The sequence below is a fragment of the Pseudomonas alloputida genome, assembly GCF_021283545.2.
Taxonomy (GTDB): Bacteria; Pseudomonadota; Gammaproteobacteria; order Pseudomonadales; family Pseudomonadaceae; genus Aquipseudomonas; species Aquipseudomonas alloputida.
Map to the genome: position 1 here is coordinate 3071895 of NZ_CP128540.1, position 17886 is coordinate 3089780.

18 protein-coding genes and 1 pseudogene are annotated in these 17886 nt (G+C 54.9%); 4 read left to right on the forward strand and 15 right to left on the reverse strand.

Annotated elements, in window-relative coordinates; translation table 11 throughout:
- Positions 1-42: 42 nt before the first annotated feature.
- Both LU682_RS13970 and LU682_RS13975 read right to left on the reverse strand, forming a co-directional pair.
- A complete protein-coding gene (locus LU682_RS13970) occupies positions 43-447 on the reverse strand; it encodes a DUF6957 family protein (RefSeq protein ID WP_181097962.1) in 405 nt (134 codons plus the stop codon).
- A 2-nt stretch (positions 448-449) separates the two neighbouring features.
- The gene (locus LU682_RS13975) at positions 450-854 is read right to left on the reverse strand and encodes a hypothetical protein (protein WP_232106902.1); all 405 of its coding nucleotides are present in this window, start codon (positions 852-854) and stop codon (positions 450-452) included.
- A 230-nt stretch (positions 855-1084) separates the two neighbouring features.
- On the opposite strand from LU682_RS13975, the gene LU682_RS13980 reads away from it, so the two are divergent.
- Positions 1085-1576, forward strand: a complete 492-nt coding sequence (locus LU682_RS13980) for a helix-turn-helix domain-containing protein (protein ID WP_181097961.1) — start codon at positions 1085-1087, stop codon at positions 1574-1576.
- 1060 nt (positions 1577-2636) lie between these two features.
- Here the strand turns inward: LU682_RS13980 and LU682_RS13985 are convergent.
- From LU682_RS13985 to LU682_RS14015, 7 genes and pseudogenes are all read right to left on the reverse strand, one after another.
- Complete coding sequence (locus LU682_RS13985; protein WP_181126940.1) at positions 2637-3062, reverse strand: hypothetical protein; 426 nt, start codon at positions 3060-3062, stop codon at positions 2637-2639.
- Between the two features lie 311 nt (positions 3063-3373).
- Positions 3374-4252, reverse strand: coding sequence for a TniB family NTP-binding protein (locus LU682_RS13990; protein WP_181097959.1), 879 nt, complete (start codon positions 4250-4252; stop codon positions 3374-3376).
- 4 nt (positions 4253-4256) lie between these two features.
- Complete coding sequence (locus LU682_RS13995) at positions 4257-6074, reverse strand: TnsB C-terminal domain-containing protein (protein WP_181097958.1); 1818 nt, start codon at positions 6072-6074, stop codon at positions 4257-4259.
- 496 nt (positions 6075-6570) lie between these two features.
- On the reverse strand, positions 6571-7188 hold the full coding sequence (locus LU682_RS14000) for a hypothetical protein (protein ID WP_232856747.1): 618 nt from the start codon (positions 7186-7188) through the stop codon (positions 6571-6573).
- Between the two features lie 228 nt (positions 7189-7416).
- The gene (locus LU682_RS14005) at positions 7417-7851 is read right to left on the reverse strand and encodes a DUF6691 family protein (RefSeq protein ID WP_049587864.1); all 435 of its coding nucleotides are present in this window, start codon (positions 7849-7851) and stop codon (positions 7417-7419) included.
- Between the two features lies 1 nt (position 7852).
- Positions 7853-8290: pseudogene (locus LU682_RS14010) on the reverse strand (YeeE/YedE family protein).
- 52 nt (positions 8291-8342) lie between these two features.
- Complete coding sequence (locus tag LU682_RS14015; protein ID WP_010954173.1) at positions 8343-9233, reverse strand: universal stress protein; 891 nt, start codon at positions 9231-9233, stop codon at positions 8343-8345.
- A 212-nt stretch (positions 9234-9445) separates the two neighbouring features.
- On the opposite strand from LU682_RS14015, the gene LU682_RS14020 reads away from it, so the two are divergent.
- Entirely contained in the window at positions 9446-9871 is a 426-nt protein-coding gene (locus LU682_RS14020) for a potassium channel family protein (protein ID WP_010954172.1), read from the forward strand.
- A gap of 59 nt (positions 9872-9930) precedes the next feature.
- Here LU682_RS14020 and LU682_RS14025 read toward each other — a convergent pair whose 3' ends face one another.
- From LU682_RS14025 to LU682_RS14035, 3 genes are all read right to left on the reverse strand, one after another.
- The gene (locus tag LU682_RS14025) at positions 9931-10575 is read right to left on the reverse strand and encodes a hypothetical protein (protein ID WP_010954171.1); all 645 of its coding nucleotides are present in this window, start codon (positions 10573-10575) and stop codon (positions 9931-9933) included.
- A gap of 72 nt (positions 10576-10647) precedes the next feature.
- Positions 10648-12015, reverse strand: coding sequence for an MBL fold metallo-hydrolase RNA specificity domain-containing protein (locus LU682_RS14030; protein WP_010954170.1), 1368 nt, complete (start codon positions 12013-12015; stop codon positions 10648-10650).
- Positions 12006-12932, reverse strand: a complete 927-nt coding sequence (locus LU682_RS14035; protein WP_010954169.1) for a universal stress protein — start codon at positions 12930-12932, stop codon at positions 12006-12008. The genes LU682_RS14030 and LU682_RS14035 overlap by 10 nt, the downstream gene beginning before the upstream one ends.
- A 182-nt stretch (positions 12933-13114) precedes the next feature.
- On the opposite strand from LU682_RS14035, the gene LU682_RS14040 reads away from it, so the two are divergent.
- Complete coding sequence (locus LU682_RS14040) at positions 13115-13663, forward strand: GNAT family N-acetyltransferase (protein WP_010954168.1); 549 nt, start codon at positions 13115-13117, stop codon at positions 13661-13663.
- 29 nt (positions 13664-13692) lie between these two features.
- Here the strand turns inward: LU682_RS14040 and LU682_RS14045 are convergent, their stop codons facing one another.
- Complete coding sequence (locus LU682_RS14045) at positions 13693-14619, reverse strand: universal stress protein (RefSeq protein WP_010954167.1); 927 nt, start codon at positions 14617-14619, stop codon at positions 13693-13695.
- Between the two features lie 540 nt (positions 14620-15159).
- Here LU682_RS14045 and fnrC point away from each other — a divergent pair.
- Positions 15160-15957, forward strand: coding sequence for a Crp/Fnr family transcriptional regulator FnrC (gene fnrC, locus LU682_RS14050; protein WP_010954166.1), 798 nt, complete (start codon positions 15160-15162; stop codon positions 15955-15957).
- Between the two features lie 58 nt (positions 15958-16015).
- Here the strand turns inward: fnrC and paaX are convergent, their stop codons facing one another.
- Together paaX and paaY are read right to left on the reverse strand one after the other, a co-directional pair.
- Complete coding sequence (gene paaX / locus LU682_RS14055; protein WP_010954165.1) at positions 16016-16939, reverse strand: phenylacetic acid degradation operon negative regulatory protein PaaX; 924 nt, start codon at positions 16937-16939, stop codon at positions 16016-16018.
- Between the two features lie 77 nt (positions 16940-17016).
- Positions 17017-17616, reverse strand: a complete 600-nt coding sequence (paaY, locus tag LU682_RS14060; RefSeq protein WP_010954164.1) for a phenylacetic acid degradation protein PaaY — start codon at positions 17614-17616, stop codon at positions 17017-17019.
- Positions 17617-17886 lie beyond the last annotated feature (270 nt).

Here is a 17886-nt window from a genome sequence, read left to right on the forward strand (position 1 = left end):
AAGGCTTCTCCGAAGGGAAGTCGGGCTAGCTCTCGGATTGAGCTAGGGACGCAGTGAAAAAACCGTGTCGAGGGTAGCGCGCTTCCTGCAACCATCACCTAGCAGAAGGTAAACCGTGCTCCTGGTTTCGAACATGCATGGCTGGCGGTGCGAGATTCCAAAGTTGCTGCGCACCCAGTGCCCAGGGGCAAATCGATTGCGACTGTCTCGGACAACTTCATGAGCAAAAAGCACCAAAGGCTGTACCGCCTCAGATTTCAATCGTTCCAGCTCTGCCTGTGACAGTTGCAGGTCGGCAACGATCCACTTACGCACCAAGCAATACGGCTTACCCGGGTGATACGCCTGAGCGAGCTCTATCAGCTCGCCATCGTCACCCTCCCATCCCGAGACAACCTTCCCTTGCCCGTAGAAAAACTCACTAACCTCTTCCAGCGTTACAGCCATCGTCAGACCTCGTCGCTGCTGAAAACATGACCTGTGTCTGTGACGAACTCATAGACAGGAGACCTCTCGCTACCACCGCTGATTCGGATCTCAGAAAGCGGCTCCATGTAGCAACCGGTCTTGCGTAGGGCCAGTGGAGGAATCACGTACACCCTGTGCACGTTCAGGAGCTCCGCTGATCCGTTTTCCCAGAGTGACTTGATCGTTGATACGTCACACACAAGCTGTGATGTAGGGCCAAGGGCACCTGCATCGAAGCCTACCCCTTCGACCAGAAACACATACGTGCAGCGGCTCAGGTTGATGGATTTCCAGAACAGGACTTCTGAGTCCTCAATCCTGAATCTCCCTTGGAGCTCATCGCTCTTCGTCAAAAACACATTTCTTCCTAGCATTGCTGGTCGCATGAGGGGGAACTCCCTACGACGGGATAGTCCACACGCAACGGTCACTGAAGGCCATACTTCCGACCATGATCGTCATTTTTTGCCATTCGTTGGCTGGAGGCCGCTAGCGCTAGCCTTAGACTCCACGCGGGTTGCGAGACCCAAGGTGGCCATCCTATGCGCGCCATGAACTATATGTCATGGCGTGCATAGGATCAATATGGCCTTATCCTCACTTTTGGGGATTTGACATGGTATCGAGGGAAGCCCTCGCAGCAGTGCTGCGTCTCGCGCGCGCCAGCCGCGGGATGTCTCGTGATCAGCTGTATGCAAAGATCAAGACCAAGATTGAGCCTCGCCACCTTCAGCGACTGGAAAACGCCAAAACCGGCGTTACATTGGAGATGCTAGGCAGCATTGCTGAAGCCCTATCCTTCGATCCGATAGCTTTGTTGATGGTGGCATCAAGCTACGACGAACAGTTGTCCATTGGGGAGCGTCGTGCGGCACTGAAAAAGGAGATTCAGCAGCTTGATGCGCTGGGCATCGTTGCCGGCATGCCAAAACATTTCTCGGAGGGTGAGCTTGTCGGAGAAAAGGCAGGAAGGAGCCTTCCTGATAAAATCACCCAAGAAGCATTGATCTATCGTGATCAGGGTTTAAGTCAGAGTGAGGTTGCGAGAAAACTAGGCATCCACCAGACAACTGTTGGTCGAATTTGGCGAAACAGTAAGATTGAGTGACCTAACCACCGCCGTCCATAAGCGGTCATCTCAGAGACTTCACGCCGGCGTTAAGTGAATCTAAAAAATCACAGATGCTCCTAATATTATAGTTTTTTAGCGGTTGCAGTTTTTTTGCGACTAACTCACCCTCTTCTCGTGAAATAAATATGCGCGCAGCTAAAAAGCCGAGCATGCGAGGGCTTCTAGGTAATGCACGCCTTACCATGCGATTACTTCGAATTGCACCGTTAATGTCAGTCGTTGGGAACAGCTCTAAAAGCCACCCCATCATAAGAAGCGCTCCACCCCGCTGAGTGCCATTGGCAGAGTGCATCCCATAATCTATCCGGTCGAGGACATCTAGATGCGTGCGGCAGGGTGATCTGGGGGGATGAGCAAAACCTGATGCGGCGACCCCCTCAACTGCGTATAACGTACGTCTACTCAAAAATAGCCCATAAAGAGTATGTAACACGTCAGATTCTCCGGGGTGGTTTACAATACGTCTTTGCACCCATGACTGAGCCTTCACCACCAAGAGGGCCAATCGTTTTTCTTCATAATTTACCGGGTTAAGTCCCAATTGCAAAGTATGTAGATAGCAATTCCACATACGACTTTCGACAGGTGGTTGAGTGAATGGTGACCGGAGGGCTTTAAGGTGAATTGGACAATATGCAGAAGTGAGGTAACACCAATTTATCTTCCACACTGGAAACCTAACTGCCATAAAGCTGTGAGATAGACAGTCTTCACATGAATTACTCCTATAGAGTAAGTTTGTCAAGGGTAGTTTGTCACCCCCAAAATAGATTCGAATGACATCGATGGATACATTGTAGATTTCAGAATAAAGGCACGCCAACTCGCTTGATGCATCAAATTCTATGTCTGAATCTAAATGCATTGGCCACTTTGAAACCTCGCCTGATTCGCAATACTCAGATTTGACTGCCTTTTGAATGGCAGCACGGAATAAGTGTGGATTTCTGAGGCAGCCCAACGATAGGCCTCTATACACCCAAGAGAGAATGGTCTCGCCTATAACTATTTTATGGTTATCAACAATATCCAAGAATCAGAACCTCCAAAGCTGCCCAAGGTGAACGGGGCTTGCAACTTCCCCGCCTTCAAACACTCCACTCATGACTAATATCTTGATGGTTGTCAAAATGGCACCAGTCGCTCCGCGCGTTGACTCAAACAGGGCTTGCAAAAAAGCCTTGTCGGAAACCTGATGCTCACTGAGTCCAAAATTTTTTCCCACATATTTTACAAAATCACAAAATTCAGTGGTAGCCGGCCAGCACTGCAACTCAAGCACGCAATGATTCTCCATCCTCAGGTCTTTAGCGATGCTTCTGATTTTTTCGAACCGAGAAAAAGTCCCCACAATTTTTAAGCGGGAGAGTCTTTTGGAGAGATAAAATATAAAATCACAAGCATCTTGGTATACTTTTGCGGCCCCTAAAAAAAATATATCAATATCGTCAATAGCGAGCACTACCGCAGCGTCTTTACTGTTGAGTTCGTGTAGTACACTATTTAGCGCTCTAGGTGAAGAGCACACAACAGAGCTTGGCAAGCCTAATGCATGAGCAAATGCAAGCCTTAACGATTTACCTACATGCACATGCGGTGACCGAATCACTATCGGCCATAGGCACTTCGGATCGTTCATCGACGAAAACAACACAGACAAGACTATGCTCTTCCCAGACAGTGGCGCCCCTCGCAATAAAATCAGATCCTTATCTAGGAGAGCTCTTGTTACCGAAAGTCTAGCTTGTCTCTGTAACGGGCACCGGAAAACTCTCATTTTTGGTTAGCTGGAATTTCTTGGAGCCATTTCGATTTGCCCGCCCTTTCCAAAACCTCAATTGTAATCTTCTCAATTCCAGACGAAATAGCATAAGCTCCTGCTGCTTTGAGTAGGTCGCAAATGCGACCGACGACTCCTTCCGTTTTTTTGTAAATCGCGCTGCTGAGTTCCGCAGAGGACAATCGAGAGGGCATTGCTAAGGGCATAATGCTCTCCCAAGTATCGAGGAAATTGAGGTATTCTGAATCTACCTGCTGCCATGGTGTCACTTCATACTTCTCAAACCGACGGACGTACTGTGGGTCGAACTGCAAGGCATTTAGAGCCTCACCCACACCAAATACAAAAAAGCTCATATATGTGGGCGGGCCACACATACCTCGCAGCATTGACAAGAAGGCCAACTGCTCCTGATTGGAAAGTTGCAGAATAGAGTCTTGGAACTCATCCATAAAAATTGCCCTGACATCATTTGCGAGGCAGTATTCCATTACCATTCCAATGTCTAATCCCGTCTTACCAGGATCCAAACCCAATGCAATCATCAGCTTCTCGCCGGGCCGCGGTCGGACTCGAACATTTCTTGTGTCCCGTACAAAATTCACATAACGAATCTTACGACACCAATCCTCGTTCAAACCTCTGATTTCGTTACAAATGGTAGACTTTCCGTAATTGCTGCCAGCCGTTACTACAAGGCAAGGTGCCTCCATGCATCCTCTTGGGATATGAATCATGTTGTAGGCAATCAGCTTGACGTTCCTCAGGTGCTCCGTGGAAATTAGTACGTCTTTCCGTATGAAGTCCATACGTTCCTGATCAGACAATTCCATTGCGAAACGGCGGCTTTCATGTATATGTTCGAACGGCATAAATTTACCCCTTCCAGTCAAGTTTTTTACGGGCCTGATCAGCAGCAAGTGGTTTGAGCCCGGAATCATCAAACGACTTATTTTCTAGTAGAGCCGTTATTCCCACGCCGTGAGCTTTTTTTGCAATGTGCTGTCTGACGCGCTTAGCTTCTGCCACAGCATTATCAATATCATCGTGAGCCTGAAGCCTAAGTTCGTGAAGCGTTGGGTCGATAAGCTCTCCACGGCGACGTTTGCCTGATCTGTTACTAGCATAATACTCGCTCAAAGATATAGGCTGCTTGGTTATATCTGAATACGGTATCTCATAATACCTGCCCTCTAAGCGAAGCCAGATCTTCCCGAGATTTAGAGGGTTGTATTTGAAGGTTAGGCGCTGCCCTACTAACCTTCGGATTACAGATGAAACGTAGAAGTCCCCTTTAAACTCAACCCCTTTCGTCTGCACAGTCCTCGTAAAAGACGGAAAAAAATCTAAAGCAAAAGTTCGAAAATCACCTGGTATAGGCTGAATATACTGTGGCCCTAGTTTCGCCATCTCTTCATCCCACACTTCACTAGGAGATCGACGCCCCAAACCTTCGTGAGCACGCCCATGATATATAGCTACCTGATCCGCAAACCACTTGCAAAGTTGCTGATATGTCAGCGCCGACTCTTTAGCAGAGTCATAATCTGCTTTAGTTAAGACATTTGAATAGGTAGTCCCTGGCAGCATATGCACTTTACCCATCAATGTACCAATGAGCCGTTCGACATGTCCACCGTAATGCTTTTTACCAATCGGCCTCAGTAGCAACTCTATATCGTAGAGTCCTAAAGCGGCTGCAAACTCGTCCGAAGTAAACTCTGCAGCGTTATCAGTACCCACTGCGACTGGAGTACCCCAAAAACGATGCAATGTTCCTATCCCTCCCCCCATCATCATCGGCTGCTCGCTTTTTGGGTAACAGGCAGACAACAACGCCATGGCGACACTCAATGCGCTTGGAGGATGCAGCGCTAAGTAATAGCCCAAAACAATCCGGCTTTTAAGATCTATGACTACAGTCAGCCAAGGCCGCATTAGCGGCAAGCCGTTCGAGTCCCTGATGATTACGTCGACTTTTGTATGATCGACTTGCACCATAGATAGAATAGTTTCGACATCTATAGACCCTGGTTTCATTTCAAACTTCTGCAGCATCGCCTCACGGCCACGCCTTATAGAATAAATTGCGCGATCACCAAAAGACTCCAACCGATTTTTTATTGTATTCGGACTTGGAGGCTTTAGGCCATTCACAACGCATTTTGATTCTACATATTCATACATCTCAGTAAAAGTGCAAAGTTTTTTGGTCTTATTGAGATATCGCTTTATCCCATCCTCAATGATTTGTTCATGAAGAGGACTCAGCATGCGAGTTGCAGCTTTTCTACCGCGAACGTTTCGCATCAAAGAGACTGCACCCAACTCAGGATCATATCGTCTAAGAAGGCGTGTCAAAGTAGGTACGGATATTTCAAGCTCTAATAACAAATTCGCACGGGAGATTTTACCTGAGAGCAATCGATCGATGCACTCTGCACGAGTTATTGCTACTTGCATTTCCACTGGATTGCTTTTTGATTGTTCAAGCCAAGCAAGTCGGCGGTCGGTGATGTATTCCTCACGTGCACCTTCTGTCTCAAGCAGGGAAACTTCTGTAAATGGAACACTGAAAGTATTCCCCGCATCCAGATTCTCCAGAGTGACAGAGCCATCCTTGGATACTTCTATGACACGGTATGCGTTCTCTGAATGTTTGACGAGACTTCCCTTGTTCACAAATCTTTTCATTCAAATTCTCAGCACTTGAAATTTTGTCGAAGTTAAACCGATTTGCGAGCACACGTCAAAAAAGAGCATCACTCCAATGCAGCTCTAAACAAATAATGAGTATTGACGCCTAAAAAAGCCACTTAGCCTTAAGCAAGTTTTAGGCCACCAGATAAGTAGTGGTTTTCAAAAGAAAATTTCAAACTTGTCAATTTATATCTATTATATGAAAATAGGGCATTTGATTCATTAACGAGAGCGTCGCTAATGCAAAGCAGTGGCATGCATGAAAAAAAATCAAGCAAACTATGCGAAAACAGAGCTTTCAGCTACCTGAAGCTGTAACGAATGTGGGATTTTGCCATAGAGTAGATCCTGGCTGGGGATTGGAGACCAACTAAAAATGATCATTCGCGAATGGAGCATCTAAAAATTCAGATAAAAATTTTAGCTCTATCAATAGGTTATAAAATGATCATTTATAAGTGATCGGCTAGCATCAGTGGATGCCTTATGATTACTGGGCTGGAGCGCTTAAGTTTGAGAAATGATCAAATGCGGCATTTGACGCAGAGAAACAATCATTTTTAGTTGATGACCTCGCTGAAAGCCCTAAGCTAGAGGGTGCCGAGGGAAGTTTCATTTTTAACTGAGCGTCACACTTGTAGTAACCAACCACGTTGGCCAACGTCCACCGCAGCAACCCCATCAGCACTGGATCGGCAAATTTCCAGCTGGCCGACTCGTACTGATACCGGCTGTTGGTGAACACATCGCGATACCGCTCGAATGAGTGTTCCTGGCTGTTCAGGGCCAGGCTCTCGCGAATAGCTGCAGGCATCGCGTGAAACAGTGTCAGCAGATCGTGAGCGTCACGCTTTTGTTTGGGTGGAATCCTGCCGATTGACTGCAGGTATTGGTGAGCCGTTTTGAGTGCTTCGACATCAAGCTTATAGGTTTCGCCGGACGTACCTTCGTGCTGATCTGGCACGGAAATAAAGCTTTTCAGCAGGATTTCCATACCGATCGCTGCATTGATCATGGCGACATGCGGGAGTTTTTGGGCGTCTAGAAGCTCAGCGACCTTAAGGTAGTAACGGGCGCTTTCAAGCATCCAGCCTGGAAAGTGAGTCATTAAATGGTGATCGTTGGTGGTGACTGCCGCCGGAGGTAGCTCATTCTTGAACGCTAGCGTGCAAACGTGGCGTTAGCGATAACGCATCAGCTACCCCTAGCTCAACAGATGAACTACCCTGCCCTTATAATATGAGCACAAGGAATAACTACGCTAAATATTCATTTAGTAGAGTTACACTCAGTAAGTGCCTTATTCTGATATCGATCAGAACTCAATTGTTTACCGTCAAACCCTGCCCTGATGACGGCTGCGAAACGCTTCCGCAACATTAAACACTCCCATACCGGCAAGCATCGCGAGCACGAATAGCCAGGCTTGCCAGTACCCCCCGGCGAGTAACACCAGCACCGGCCCCGGACATACGCCGGCAAGCCCCCAGCCTATGCCGAAAACCAGGCTCCCCCCGACGAGTCGACGGTCGATGTCGCGCCTGGCAGGCAGCTGTATCTTACTTCCCAGCAAGGCCGTGGTATGACGTCGCGCCCAAGTCATCGGCAACAGTGCGGCACCTATCGCACCCACCATGACCAGTCCCAGCGACGGGTCCCACTGCCCGGCAATGTCGAGAAACCCCAGCACCTTGGCGGGGTTTGCCATGCCGGATAGCAATATTCCCATGCCGAACAGCAACCCTGCGATAAAGCCACTGATCCGCTTCATTTCATGCTCCTGAAAGTATATGCCTGACCACGAAGACCGTGGCAAAACCTGCTGCCATGAAGCACAGCGTCGCCACTGCAGAGCGAGGCGACAGGCGTGACAAGCCACAAACGCCATGGCCACTGGTGCAGCCACTGCCCTAGCGGGTACCGAGGCCTACCAGAATTCCCGAGACCATAAGCAGCCAAGGCGCCACACTGAAATGAACGGGAGGCATTTCTGAGAACAGTTGCCAGGAAAGTGGCGCGGCAAGGAGTCCCAGCAAAAAGCACACTTTTTCGCCTCGCCCTTCCCCGCCACTTTGCAGCATCGAACCGAGCAAACCGCTGATGCCCGCGATGCGCCCGTTCGCAACGGCGAACAGCCCAGCGGCCAAACCGATCAATGCCCCGCCTGCCAATACCGACCACGGCGTGAAGGCAGCCATATCAACAAACATCTCAGCGCTCCATTGTCGAATCAGAGACAAAAAAGATGCCATCTTAATGAAGTCAGCTGGCGGGCGCAGACCTGATCGTCAGGATGCTGCACGGTGCATGGCTGACAAGCCGCTCGGTGGTATCGCCGATCACCTTGGCCCAATGCCTGGGCTGCACGGTGCCGACCACCACTGCATCAATTTTCAGCGTGGCGATGTAGGACTTGATCACGCGCAGGGGCGCACCTTCGCTGAAATGCCGGTGCGTGTGGGCGATGCCATGTGCATCGGCCAACGCATCGAAAGGCAGCTGCAGTGACTCGCGTAATTGGTTTACCCAAGGGCCGGCAAGGTCAGGGTTGGCCAGCATGGCGATGGGCAGGTCGTAAGCCGAGAGCAGGTGCAACTGCCCCTTGCATTGAGTCGCCAGTTGCTGACCTGCCGCGACCAGGGCATGGTTGAGGGCGTCGTTGTGTGGCGACGGGTTGGCGACATCCACTGCGACCAGAATGTTCTGGGGGATGGCTGGGGCATCCGCCGGTACGAACAACAATGGCGTCTCACTCCCATGCAGCAGCGCCTGGTCGAGCGAGGTCCGAGCGATCTGCTCGAGCAGGGAGTGACCCGGGCAGCCCTTGATCACCAAATCAGGTGCGTAGCGGGCAATGCACGCTGGCAGCTGATCACGCGGATTGGAGGTTTCAACTGCCTCGAAACCTGGCCGAGCCCCAACGAATGACTGCTCATCCAGCAGTGCTTTGAGTTCGGTACTGAAATGCATGAACGAGGCCGAATGAAGTGGGGCTTCCTGCAATTCGTGAGGCAGGCGCAGTACACCAGATTCATGGATGCCCAGTACATGCAAACTCGCACCGGACGCCGCAGACAAGGCCATGGCCCGGGACAGCGCGGCATTGGCTTGGGCCTCGGTCATGATAAGCAGAATCCGGCGATACGGCGTCATGGGTACCTCCCGGCGCGTTGCCTGGGTTGCATGCGATGTCATTATCGAAGCAGGTGCTGGTTCGTTCTTGATAAATATCAATGCCCCCCAGGTGCCACTTTGCACCTGCTAGTGAAGAAATCCTACCGTTGCTGCCGCAGGCCAATGAGCTACCATCCATGCGTTGGTCGACAACTTGAAATGAACCGCCCATCAGGGCAAGAGTGCAGGCGATGCTCACTGTCACGCTGATCAACATGCTGGTCGTGATCCTGGTGGTGATCATTCACTACGAATGCTTGTTGCGCCTGAATGACTGGCTACCCCGCCTGAAGCTCTGGAGCCGGTTTCGCATCGTGGCGGGTGTGTTCGGCGCACTGCTGGCCCATGCCATTGAGGTCTGGTGCTTTGCCCTGGTGTATTACCTGATGGCCCATGCCGACGGCTGGGGCACACTCAGCGGCAATTTCGACGGGAGTTTCCTGGACTGCGTGTACTTTTCCTTCACCACCTATACCACCATCGGTTTCGGCGACATCACCCCGAGCGGGCACCTGAAATACCTGACCGGCCTGCAGGCATTGACCGGCCTGGTGCTGATCACCTGGACCGCTTCGTTTCTCTTCCTGGAAATGCAGAAGTACTGGAAAGCCAAATAGCGGCGGTTCAGTCGTCCGGCTGCGGCGTCCAGCACCAGGGCACCCACAGGCGGGCCGGCTCAAGGCGCGGTTGCCTGGGGCTCCTCGGGCAGCAGGTCGAACTGTTCAAGACAGCGCTGCTCATCATCCGCGGTGAGCACCTTCAAGCCGCTCACTTCCTGCATGGGGGTTTCGAACAAGGCCATGCGCAGCACCCCGTTGCGCTCCATGAAGGTCTGCGCCAGGCACGTGCACACCGGTTTGCCGAGAAGCGCGGTGAGTTTTTCATCTTCGGGTATATCCACTTGAGCCTGCAGGTTGGCCTCGCAGTTCGCCACGATCTGCGTCACTGAGCGCCCTGCCAGCCAAAAGGTGCCTGTGCCCAGCAGGGCCAGGCACAACAGCACCACCAGCAGGATGTTCGATTCCCGAGCCACTGAGCGAAGGAACGCCAGTCTGGCCTGCCAGCCTGTCTCCTGGCCGTTGAAAATGGCTTTGCCAACGGTGCGCTTCACGCCCCGCTGCACCGCCCAGCCTAGCGCCACGCTCAAGGTCAGCAAGGCCAGCATCACGACCGGATTGTGCAGGGGCAGGCGCCAGGTCGGGCTCAGCCCGCGGTAGGCCGATGCGGCGAGCAGTAACACAAGGATCGCTACGATCCAACCCAGGCTGCCCTTGGGGCGATGCAACCACGCTCTGAGTTTCGCCCTAGCTTGTGTGTTCATGAATACCTCCCGTGCCAGCCTGGGCTGTATGAAAAGCCTTGATACTCGGTGATGTTGCGTGGAAAACAGCCTCTAGCGAACAGGGTCAATGGCAACCGTTTCCTGATATTCAGGCACGCACACTTGCCAGCCGAGTTCGAGGCTGATCCGCCGCCGCAAGGTGTCGGCAGCGTGTGGCTCGCCATGAATCACATAGGTCTGACGGGGTGGCCGGGTGAACCCGCGCAACCATTCCATGATTTCATCAGCATCGGCGTGCGCAGAAAGATTCTCCATCGCATGCACCTGTGCACGGATAGGCACATCCTCGCCGTGCAACCGCACACTGTGGGCGCCCGCGACGATATCGGCACCCCGCGTCCCCCCGGCTTGAAAGCCGGAGAACAGAATGCTGTTGCGCGGGTTTGGGGCCAGTGCCTTCAGGTGGTGAAGCACCCGTCCGCCGGTCGCCATGCCGCTGGCGGCGATGATCACTGCGGGCTCGCGCAGCTGGTCCAGGTGCCTGGACTCATCGACCGTCCGGACGATGTGCGTGCCTCTGCACATGGCGGCGCACTCGGCTGCGGTCAGCCGATGCTCACTGCGGTACTGCTGGTACAGGGCGGTGGCGTCGGTGGCCATCGGACTGTTCAGGTAGATCGGGATATCAGGGATCAGCCGGTCGCGCTTGAGCGTGTACAGGTAATACATGAGCAGTTGGGCGCGGCCAACGGCGAACGAGGGTACGAGGGTAATGCCATGACGCAGGAGCGTTTCGTTGATGACCTTGGCAAGGTACTGCTCGGTCGATTCGGCGGGATGCTGGCGATCGCCATAGGTAGATTCGATCAACAGCACGTCCGCCGTCCTGACCAGCTCAGGCGCACGCATGATCGGATCCTGAGGGCGGCCGAGGTCACCCGAAAACAGCACGGTCTGCCCTTCGGCGCTGATCTGGACCGTGGCCGCCCCCAGAATATGTCCGGCGGTACGCAACAGCAACTCCATGCCCTCGGCGATCATGGTCACCTGGTGTAACGCTACGGGCCGAAACAGTGCCAGGGCACGTTTGGCATCCTGCTCGGTATAGAGCGGTTGCGCCGGCGCATGCTTGGAGTAACCGTGGCGATTGGCATGTTCGGCCTGCTCTTCCTGCAGCCGCGCACTGTCGAGCAAGAGGATTTCCGCCAAGGCGCAAGTCGCCGGCGTGGCGTAGATCGGCCCGCGGTAGCCTTCCCGAACCAGCACAGGTAAATAACCACTGTGGTCAAGGTGGGCGTGGGTCAGCACCACCGCATCAAGCGCCCGCAACGCCGGGGGCAGCGGCTGCCAGTTGCGCAGGCGCAGTTGCTTGAAACCCTGGAAGAGCCCGCAGTCGACCAATACCCGCGTGCTGTCACGGGTCAACAGGAATTTGCTGCCGGTCACGGTGCCGGTGCCGCCAAGAAATGTCAGTTGCATGGCCAAGGCTCCCAACTTTCGGCTATTTGGGGATGAACGGCGAGCACGCTGCACGGTGGGCGGCTGACGATACGCTCGGTGGTGTCTCCCAATAGTTTGTCCAGGCCTTTGGGCTGCACCACGCCCATCACCACCGCGTCGATGTCCAGGGACGCGACCTGTTCCCGGATCACCTGTACCGGGCCTCCTTCCATGAAATGTCGGCGGTCCGGCGCGACGCCTTCGGCATCGGCCAGCGCTTCGAATGGCTCCTGCAGTGCCTCGCGCATCTCGTCGATCCAGGCCTGGGAGACATTCATGTCCGAGGCAAATACCCCTGCCAGGTTGTAGGCCGATAGCAGATGCAGGTGCGCGTCACACTGTAACGCCAGCGCCTGGCCAGCACGAATCAGTCCACGATTGAAGCACGCCTGGACGGCAGGCGTCTCGCTGAACGCAGTATCCACGGCGACCAGCACACGCCGCGGCAATGAAACGGCCGCCGCCGGCACGAAATGGCTGACGCCTTTGAAACCTCGCATCAGCGCACAATCCAGTGGGGTGCCGAACATGCGCACCAGGGCCGACGCAGCTTCGCTGTCCTTGATGACCATATCGGGCTGCTGTTCGCTGATGTAATCGATCGCCTGGCTGCGGATATCCTCCGCATTCAGGCTGTCGACTGTCAGCGTTGTACCGCTGCCGCGATGCCGCTCGACCAGTCCCGTCAACTGAGCGCGATAATGCTGGTACTGGCGCTTGATATCGGCCTCGTTCAGCCGCTCTTCGCGCAGAAGGTGCTCCTCGCTTGGCTCGAACAAGCCCAGCACATGCACGCTGGCGCCGCTGACTTGCGCCAAGGCAAGGGCTCGGCGCAAAGCGGCGGAATGCGGATCGACCTCGGTCAGCAGCACCAGCAATTGTCGATATTGCCCCATGGTGAACCTCCGCGCTTTCGTCAGTGGGTGTGATGCTGACGATATTCCGCGCGCAGGATCGCTGCTGCTTGATGCAGATCAGAAAACCGCTACCCAGCCTGAACTTGATGATTGTCAGAACCGAACCGGCCCGCCACGTTAAAACAGCTGCACCAGACACTGATCAGGCAACGGGAGGCGTCATGAACGGGCAGCAGACAGCACAGCCACAGACCTGCGAACACTGGGTCGAAAACCTAAAGGACGGTTCGGCGGTGCTGATCCGCCCACTGCGCGAGGAGGACCGCGAACGGGACAAGCGTTTTCTGAGCACAATCGCATATGAATCACGGCGCTTTCGCTTCATTGCCGGACTCAGCGGCGGCTTGCCTAGCTTGGACACGCAAGACATGCCCGTGGACTACCACCAACGCATGGCCTATGTCGCCTTGGTTCATGTAGACGGTCAATTGCAACAGATCGGCGTCAGCCGCTATGCGGGCATACCAGGCAGTCAACGTTGCGAATGTGCAGTGGCGGTCAGCGAAGACTGGCAGCGCAAGGGGTTGGGCAAGCGCCTGATGCAACACCTGATTGCAGCCGCACGACGCAATGGCTTTCAGTGCATGGTCTCCAGGGACCTGGCCAGCAACTACGCGATGCACCGGCTGGTCAAGGCACTGGGCTTCACCTCCCGCTACCCCGGCGGCGATGTGAGCGAGATTCTGCACGAACTTGACCTGCGGCCTTGAAAAGACAAGGCCCTTGCGGGCCTTGTGCTTCAGCCTTGGGAGCGCTCTGGAGAAATCACCAGCACACTGCTGGACAACCGATGCATAACGCGCTCGGCAGTACTGCCGATGAACCAGCCGATGCCACGGTGGTGATAACTGCCCATGACCAGTACGTCGATATCATTGTTATCCATGAACATCGCCAGGGCCTTTGCCGGGTCGCCTATGCGCATATGGCGGTGTTCGACGGCGATGCCGTTGCGTTCGGCAAGCTCCTGGAAGGCAGCGCTTTGAGCGTCATGCAAGGTCTGGGCATCGTTTGAATCGAACAGGAACGAATGTTCCCGGCTGCCGCCGGCGTCCAGGTACATGGAACCCAAATCGTAGGCGTACAGCAACTCGATCTGGGCATTGCACTGCAATGTCAGCTTCAGCGCTTCGCTGATGATCTGGTCGTTGAAGCCTTCAAACTGATCCTCCGGCCTGGACAGGTCCACCGCCGCCAGAACCCTGCGTGGCAACGCATGGCTGGCCTTGTGTACCAGGTGCAAGGGTATTCGCGTTTCGCGCAGCAACTGGATATCCAGCGAAGTGAACATTGCGCGCATCCACCAAGGCTCATGCTCGAGCTCTTTGATCAGCATGGCAAACGGTTGCTCACGCAAGTGTATCAGGATCTCATTCAAGGGCTGCTGCACCCACACCACCTCGGTTGTGACGGTGACACCATTGCGCCGCATCGGCAACGCCTGGGTTTCCAGCCATTCACGGTGCTGCTGCACGTAACCCTCGCGCATGACTGCCAGCGCCTGGTCATTCACCAGGCCCGCCGTGGCAAGCCCTTCCACGTAGTCGAAAGCGACGATGTGCAGCGCCATTCCCTTGGCCTTGGCCAGCGCAGCAGCCCGGTCATAGACCGGGGTTCGGCGCATCAGGGGGGAGGCGATCAGCAGCAGTCTTTGCGGAGTTTCCATGGCACACCTCTGAGGTTGCGATACGTAGGTAGAGCATCTGCCAGCTACACGTTGCGAACTTGATGTTTATCAACTCAAGGCACCTACCGACCAATGGCATTGCCCATGGCGCAAGAACTTGACGCCGATCAATGTCTCGACACTGCGCTGGCGCACCCTGTAGCCATATCAACATTCACCTCAGGCGCCGCAGGCGTGCCATGGCGTTAACGCCCTGAGCTTCACCTGCGCTGCCGGCAGGGACGCCTTCATTCTGCATTGTCTACCGATACATGCTTTGGAGGCCCTGATGAACGTTTACGTCGAGAAGAATACTGAGCAGGGACGCTGTTGGGTGCGCATGGATGACTGGCGGGTGGGTTTCAGTACGGCTGCCGAAGCCGAGCGGTTTGTCGAACGGCTTACAAGCCGCCTCAATGCCCCCCACTCGCGGGACATGCTTGCTGATTGGTCGCCCCATACCGGGGTTACCGTCGGGCTCGGTGCGCGTAATGGCACGGGGGCCCAAAGGGGCCTCCGTAATGCGAAGGAGGCCTGAAAATGCCTGGCCAGCTGAAGGTCACCCTGCTCGACTCCCCCAACCCTTTGTCCAAGGCAAACCCTATTCACCTGAAACCGCTGGTGAACCACTGCATGGATTGCCGGGTAAGCGGCCTGTGCCTCCCCACTGGCCTGCCAGTTGACGAAAACAGCTGCCTGGGCGCGTTGATAGGCCCACGCATGCGCATTCGCAAGGGCGCCGCGCTGTTCAATGCCAACGATCCGCTGACCATGCTCTATGCCTTACGCTGCGGCAGTTTCAAGACCAGCCTGAACACCGCCGAGGGGCAAGGCGTGGTGATCAACTTCTGGATGCCGGGCGATGTAATCGGCCTCGATGCCATCGCCACAGAGCACCATGTCTGTGACGCCATTGCCCTGGAAGACAGCGAAGTCTGCCCTGTTCCCTATCGCCGCTTGCAAACCCTGGCGCGTGAGTTTCCGGACCTGCAGCAAAGCCTGAATCGCCTGATGAGCCGGGAGATCGTGCGTGAGCACGGGCGTGTGCTGATGCTGTGCAACCTGACTGCAGAACAGCGGCTGGCCAGCTTCCTGGTGGGGCTCTCCAGGCGCTTCGTCAGCCGCGGTTACTCTGCCCATGGCTTCATGTTGCGGATGTCTCGTGAAGACATGGCTTCGTACCTGGGTTTACGCCTGGAAACCGTGTGCCGATCCGTCGCCCGTCTGCGCGCGCTGGGTATCGTCGACCTGCATGGCAGGTTGGTAGAAATTCTTGATATGCCTGCACTCATGGCGCTCGAACAAGGTGGCGGTGAATGTGAGGCCAAGGGCCCCTGAAGGCACCCTGCTCGACGCCGTGAATGTTGGCCGCGGCGCTGTGAGGCGAGCACTCCCCTCAAGCCAACCCGCCAAAACGCTTGTAAAAACTCTCGCTCACGTCCGGCAATGGGCCATCTGCTGTTTCCAGCGCTGCATTCAACCATTCTTCGGCTTTGGCAAACACCAGTCGGTAGAGGTTACGGCACAACTGTCGCGCAGCCCTTCCCTCCCAGTCCCCTGGCAGCAGCTCGTCGGGTAGTTGCGGGTCGCGCAGCAGCAGGCGGCGGTACTCGTGAATCAGCAGCGTGCGCGCAAGGAAGCAATCTTGGGCATCCAGCAACGGCTGCTCTTTCAAACCTTGCCACAGCGGCCTGAACAGTTGGATAAACTCGCTGTATTGCTGCCCCAGTTCGTCGATACGCCAGCTTTCCCGCACCTGGGCGCGCATCGCCTTGGACGCGAGTACCTCTTGGGTGTGGGTTTCGAAGACGATACTGTCGTCGCCCGCCTCAAGATCATGCAACGTGGCCACCAGGTCGGCACGGTCTGCCCGTGGGCAACCCAGCAGGTTCGGCGCCATGACACCAAACCCCTGCCACTCTAGCTCCTCACGCACGGCCTTGCGTTTACCCGCCTCGAGTTGCGACAGCAACACCAGTGTCCAGGCCCCGTCCCAGGCTGGCTGGCTCGGGCTATAGACGCGCTTGAAGGCTTTTTCGAAACGCCGACGGCCAGTGCCTGTCAGGCTGTAATAACTGCGTCGGCCCACCTTTTCTGCAGTGAGCCAACCTTCTTTGGTCAGGCGAAAGATCGACGTGCGTATCAGCCGTTCATTGATGCCGATCGGCTCCAGCAGGTTGATCAGGCTACCGAGCCAGACTGTACCGCCGTGCGGCTCGATGGCATCGCCGTACAACGTGATGATCAGGGAACTGGCGCGGATTGGCGTCTGCTCCTGAAAGCGGGTGATCAAGTGGTTCAGTGGTGCGAGATTGCTCATGGGCGAACTGTGCGCGGATAAAGCACCGACTATACCTGTGCGGCGGGCCGCCTGGCCATTGCGTGTCGCTGCCAGGCTCATGCGCTTGCCTGGCCCTTGGGCCTGACCCCGGTGTCTTCCATGCGCGGGCGCCCCGGCTCTGCCTCGGCCAGCGGTGGGCATTCGACCATGCTGTTCATGCAGCGCTGCGCCAGGTGCTGGTACTCCGCCGTCCCGCGCTGTTTCCAGGCCAGCTCCTGCTCGCTCAGTGGGCGTTTGACCTGGGCTGGCGACCCCATCACCAGGCTCTGCGCCGCACATTCGAAGCCAGCTTTGACGAAGGCGGTGGCCGCGACGATGCAGCGAGGTGCTACATGGGCGCCATCCATCACCACGGCGTTCATGCCGATCAATGAATCTTCGCCGACGCGACAGCCGTGCAGCACGGCGCCGTGGCCGACATGCCCGTTACGTTCCACTACGGTGTCGCCCCCCGGGAAACCATGCATCACGCAGGTGTCCTGCAAGTTGGCGCCCTCCTCCAGCACGATGCGGCCGAAATCGCCCCTGAGCGATGCCAGCGGGCCAATGTAGCAGCGGGGGCCGACGATGACGTCACCGATCAGGACTGCGCTGGGGTGCACGTAGGCTGTCGGGTGAACCACAGGCGTCAGGCCGTCCAGTCGATAGCAAGGCATGGCAACACTCTCGAAATGATTTGGAATGTCAGTCGATCTTGTATCAGATGCTGTTTGGTCGTCAATCGTGTATCACTTGTGTTGAATTAATGCTGCAAGGCAAAAACCCGCTGTAAGTACTAGAAAATGCAAAGGTTAAACGATTCTTCAGCAAGCATTGCACTGGAGCTGTGATCATAGAAAAGTAAAAAAGAGATACGCGAAAACATTTTGCGCCTTGCATTATTGTATCGCATAGAGCATATACTGACCACACCTGGTCGTGATCCC

Bases quoted from the DNA above. Each gene is read 5' to 3' on its own strand.
- LU682_RS13970 (WP_181097962.1), bottom strand. From the start codon at position 447: ATGGCTGTAACGCTGGAAGAGGTTAGTGAGTTTTTCTACGGGCAAGGG.
- LU682_RS13975 (WP_232106902.1), bottom strand. From the start codon at position 854: ATGCGACCAGCAATGCTAGGAAGAAATGTGTTTTTGACGAAGAGCGAT.
- LU682_RS13980 (WP_181097961.1), top strand. From the start codon at position 1,085: ATGGTATCGAGGGAAGCCCTCGCAGCAGTGCTGCGTCTCGCGCGCGCC.
- LU682_RS13990 (WP_181097959.1), bottom strand. From the start codon at position 4,252: ATGCCGTTCGAACATATACATGAAAGCCGCCGTTTCGCAATGGAATTG.
- LU682_RS13995 (WP_181097958.1), bottom strand. From the start codon at position 6,074: ATGAAAAGATTTGTGAACAAGGGAAGTCTCGTCAAACATTCAGAGAAC.
- LU682_RS14000 (WP_232856747.1), bottom strand. From the start codon at position 7,188: ATGACTCACTTTCCAGGCTGGATGCTTGAAAGCGCCCGTTACTACCTT.
- LU682_RS14005 (WP_049587864.1), bottom strand. From the start codon at position 7,851: ATGAAGCGGATCAGTGGCTTTATCGCAGGGTTGCTGTTCGGCATGGGA.
- LU682_RS14015 (WP_010954173.1), bottom strand. From the start codon at position 9,233: ATGACGCCGTATCGCCGGATTCTGCTTATCATGACCGAGGCCCAAGCC.
- LU682_RS14020 (WP_010954172.1), top strand. From the start codon at position 9,446: ATGCTCACTGTCACGCTGATCAACATGCTGGTCGTGATCCTGGTGGTG.
- LU682_RS14025 (WP_010954171.1), bottom strand. From the start codon at position 10,575: ATGAACACACAAGCTAGGGCGAAACTCAGAGCGTGGTTGCATCGCCCC.
- LU682_RS14030 (WP_010954170.1), bottom strand. From the start codon at position 12,015: ATGCAACTGACATTTCTTGGCGGCACCGGCACCGTGACCGGCAGCAAA.
- LU682_RS14035 (WP_010954169.1), bottom strand. From the start codon at position 12,932: ATGGGGCAATATCGACAATTGCTGGTGCTGCTGACCGAGGTCGATCCG.
- LU682_RS14040 (WP_010954168.1), top strand. From the start codon at position 13,115: ATGAACGGGCAGCAGACAGCACAGCCACAGACCTGCGAACACTGGGTC.
- LU682_RS14045 (WP_010954167.1), bottom strand. From the start codon at position 14,619: ATGGAAACTCCGCAAAGACTGCTGCTGATCGCCTCCCCCCTGATGCGC.
- fnrC (WP_010954166.1), top strand. From the start codon at position 15,160: ATGCCTGGCCAGCTGAAGGTCACCCTGCTCGACTCCCCCAACCCTTTG.
- paaX (WP_010954165.1), bottom strand. From the start codon at position 16,939: ATGAGCAATCTCGCACCACTGAACCACTTGATCACCCGCTTTCAGGAG.
- paaY (WP_010954164.1), bottom strand. From the start codon at position 17,616: ATGCCTTGCTATCGACTGGACGGCCTGACGCCTGTGGTTCACCCGACA.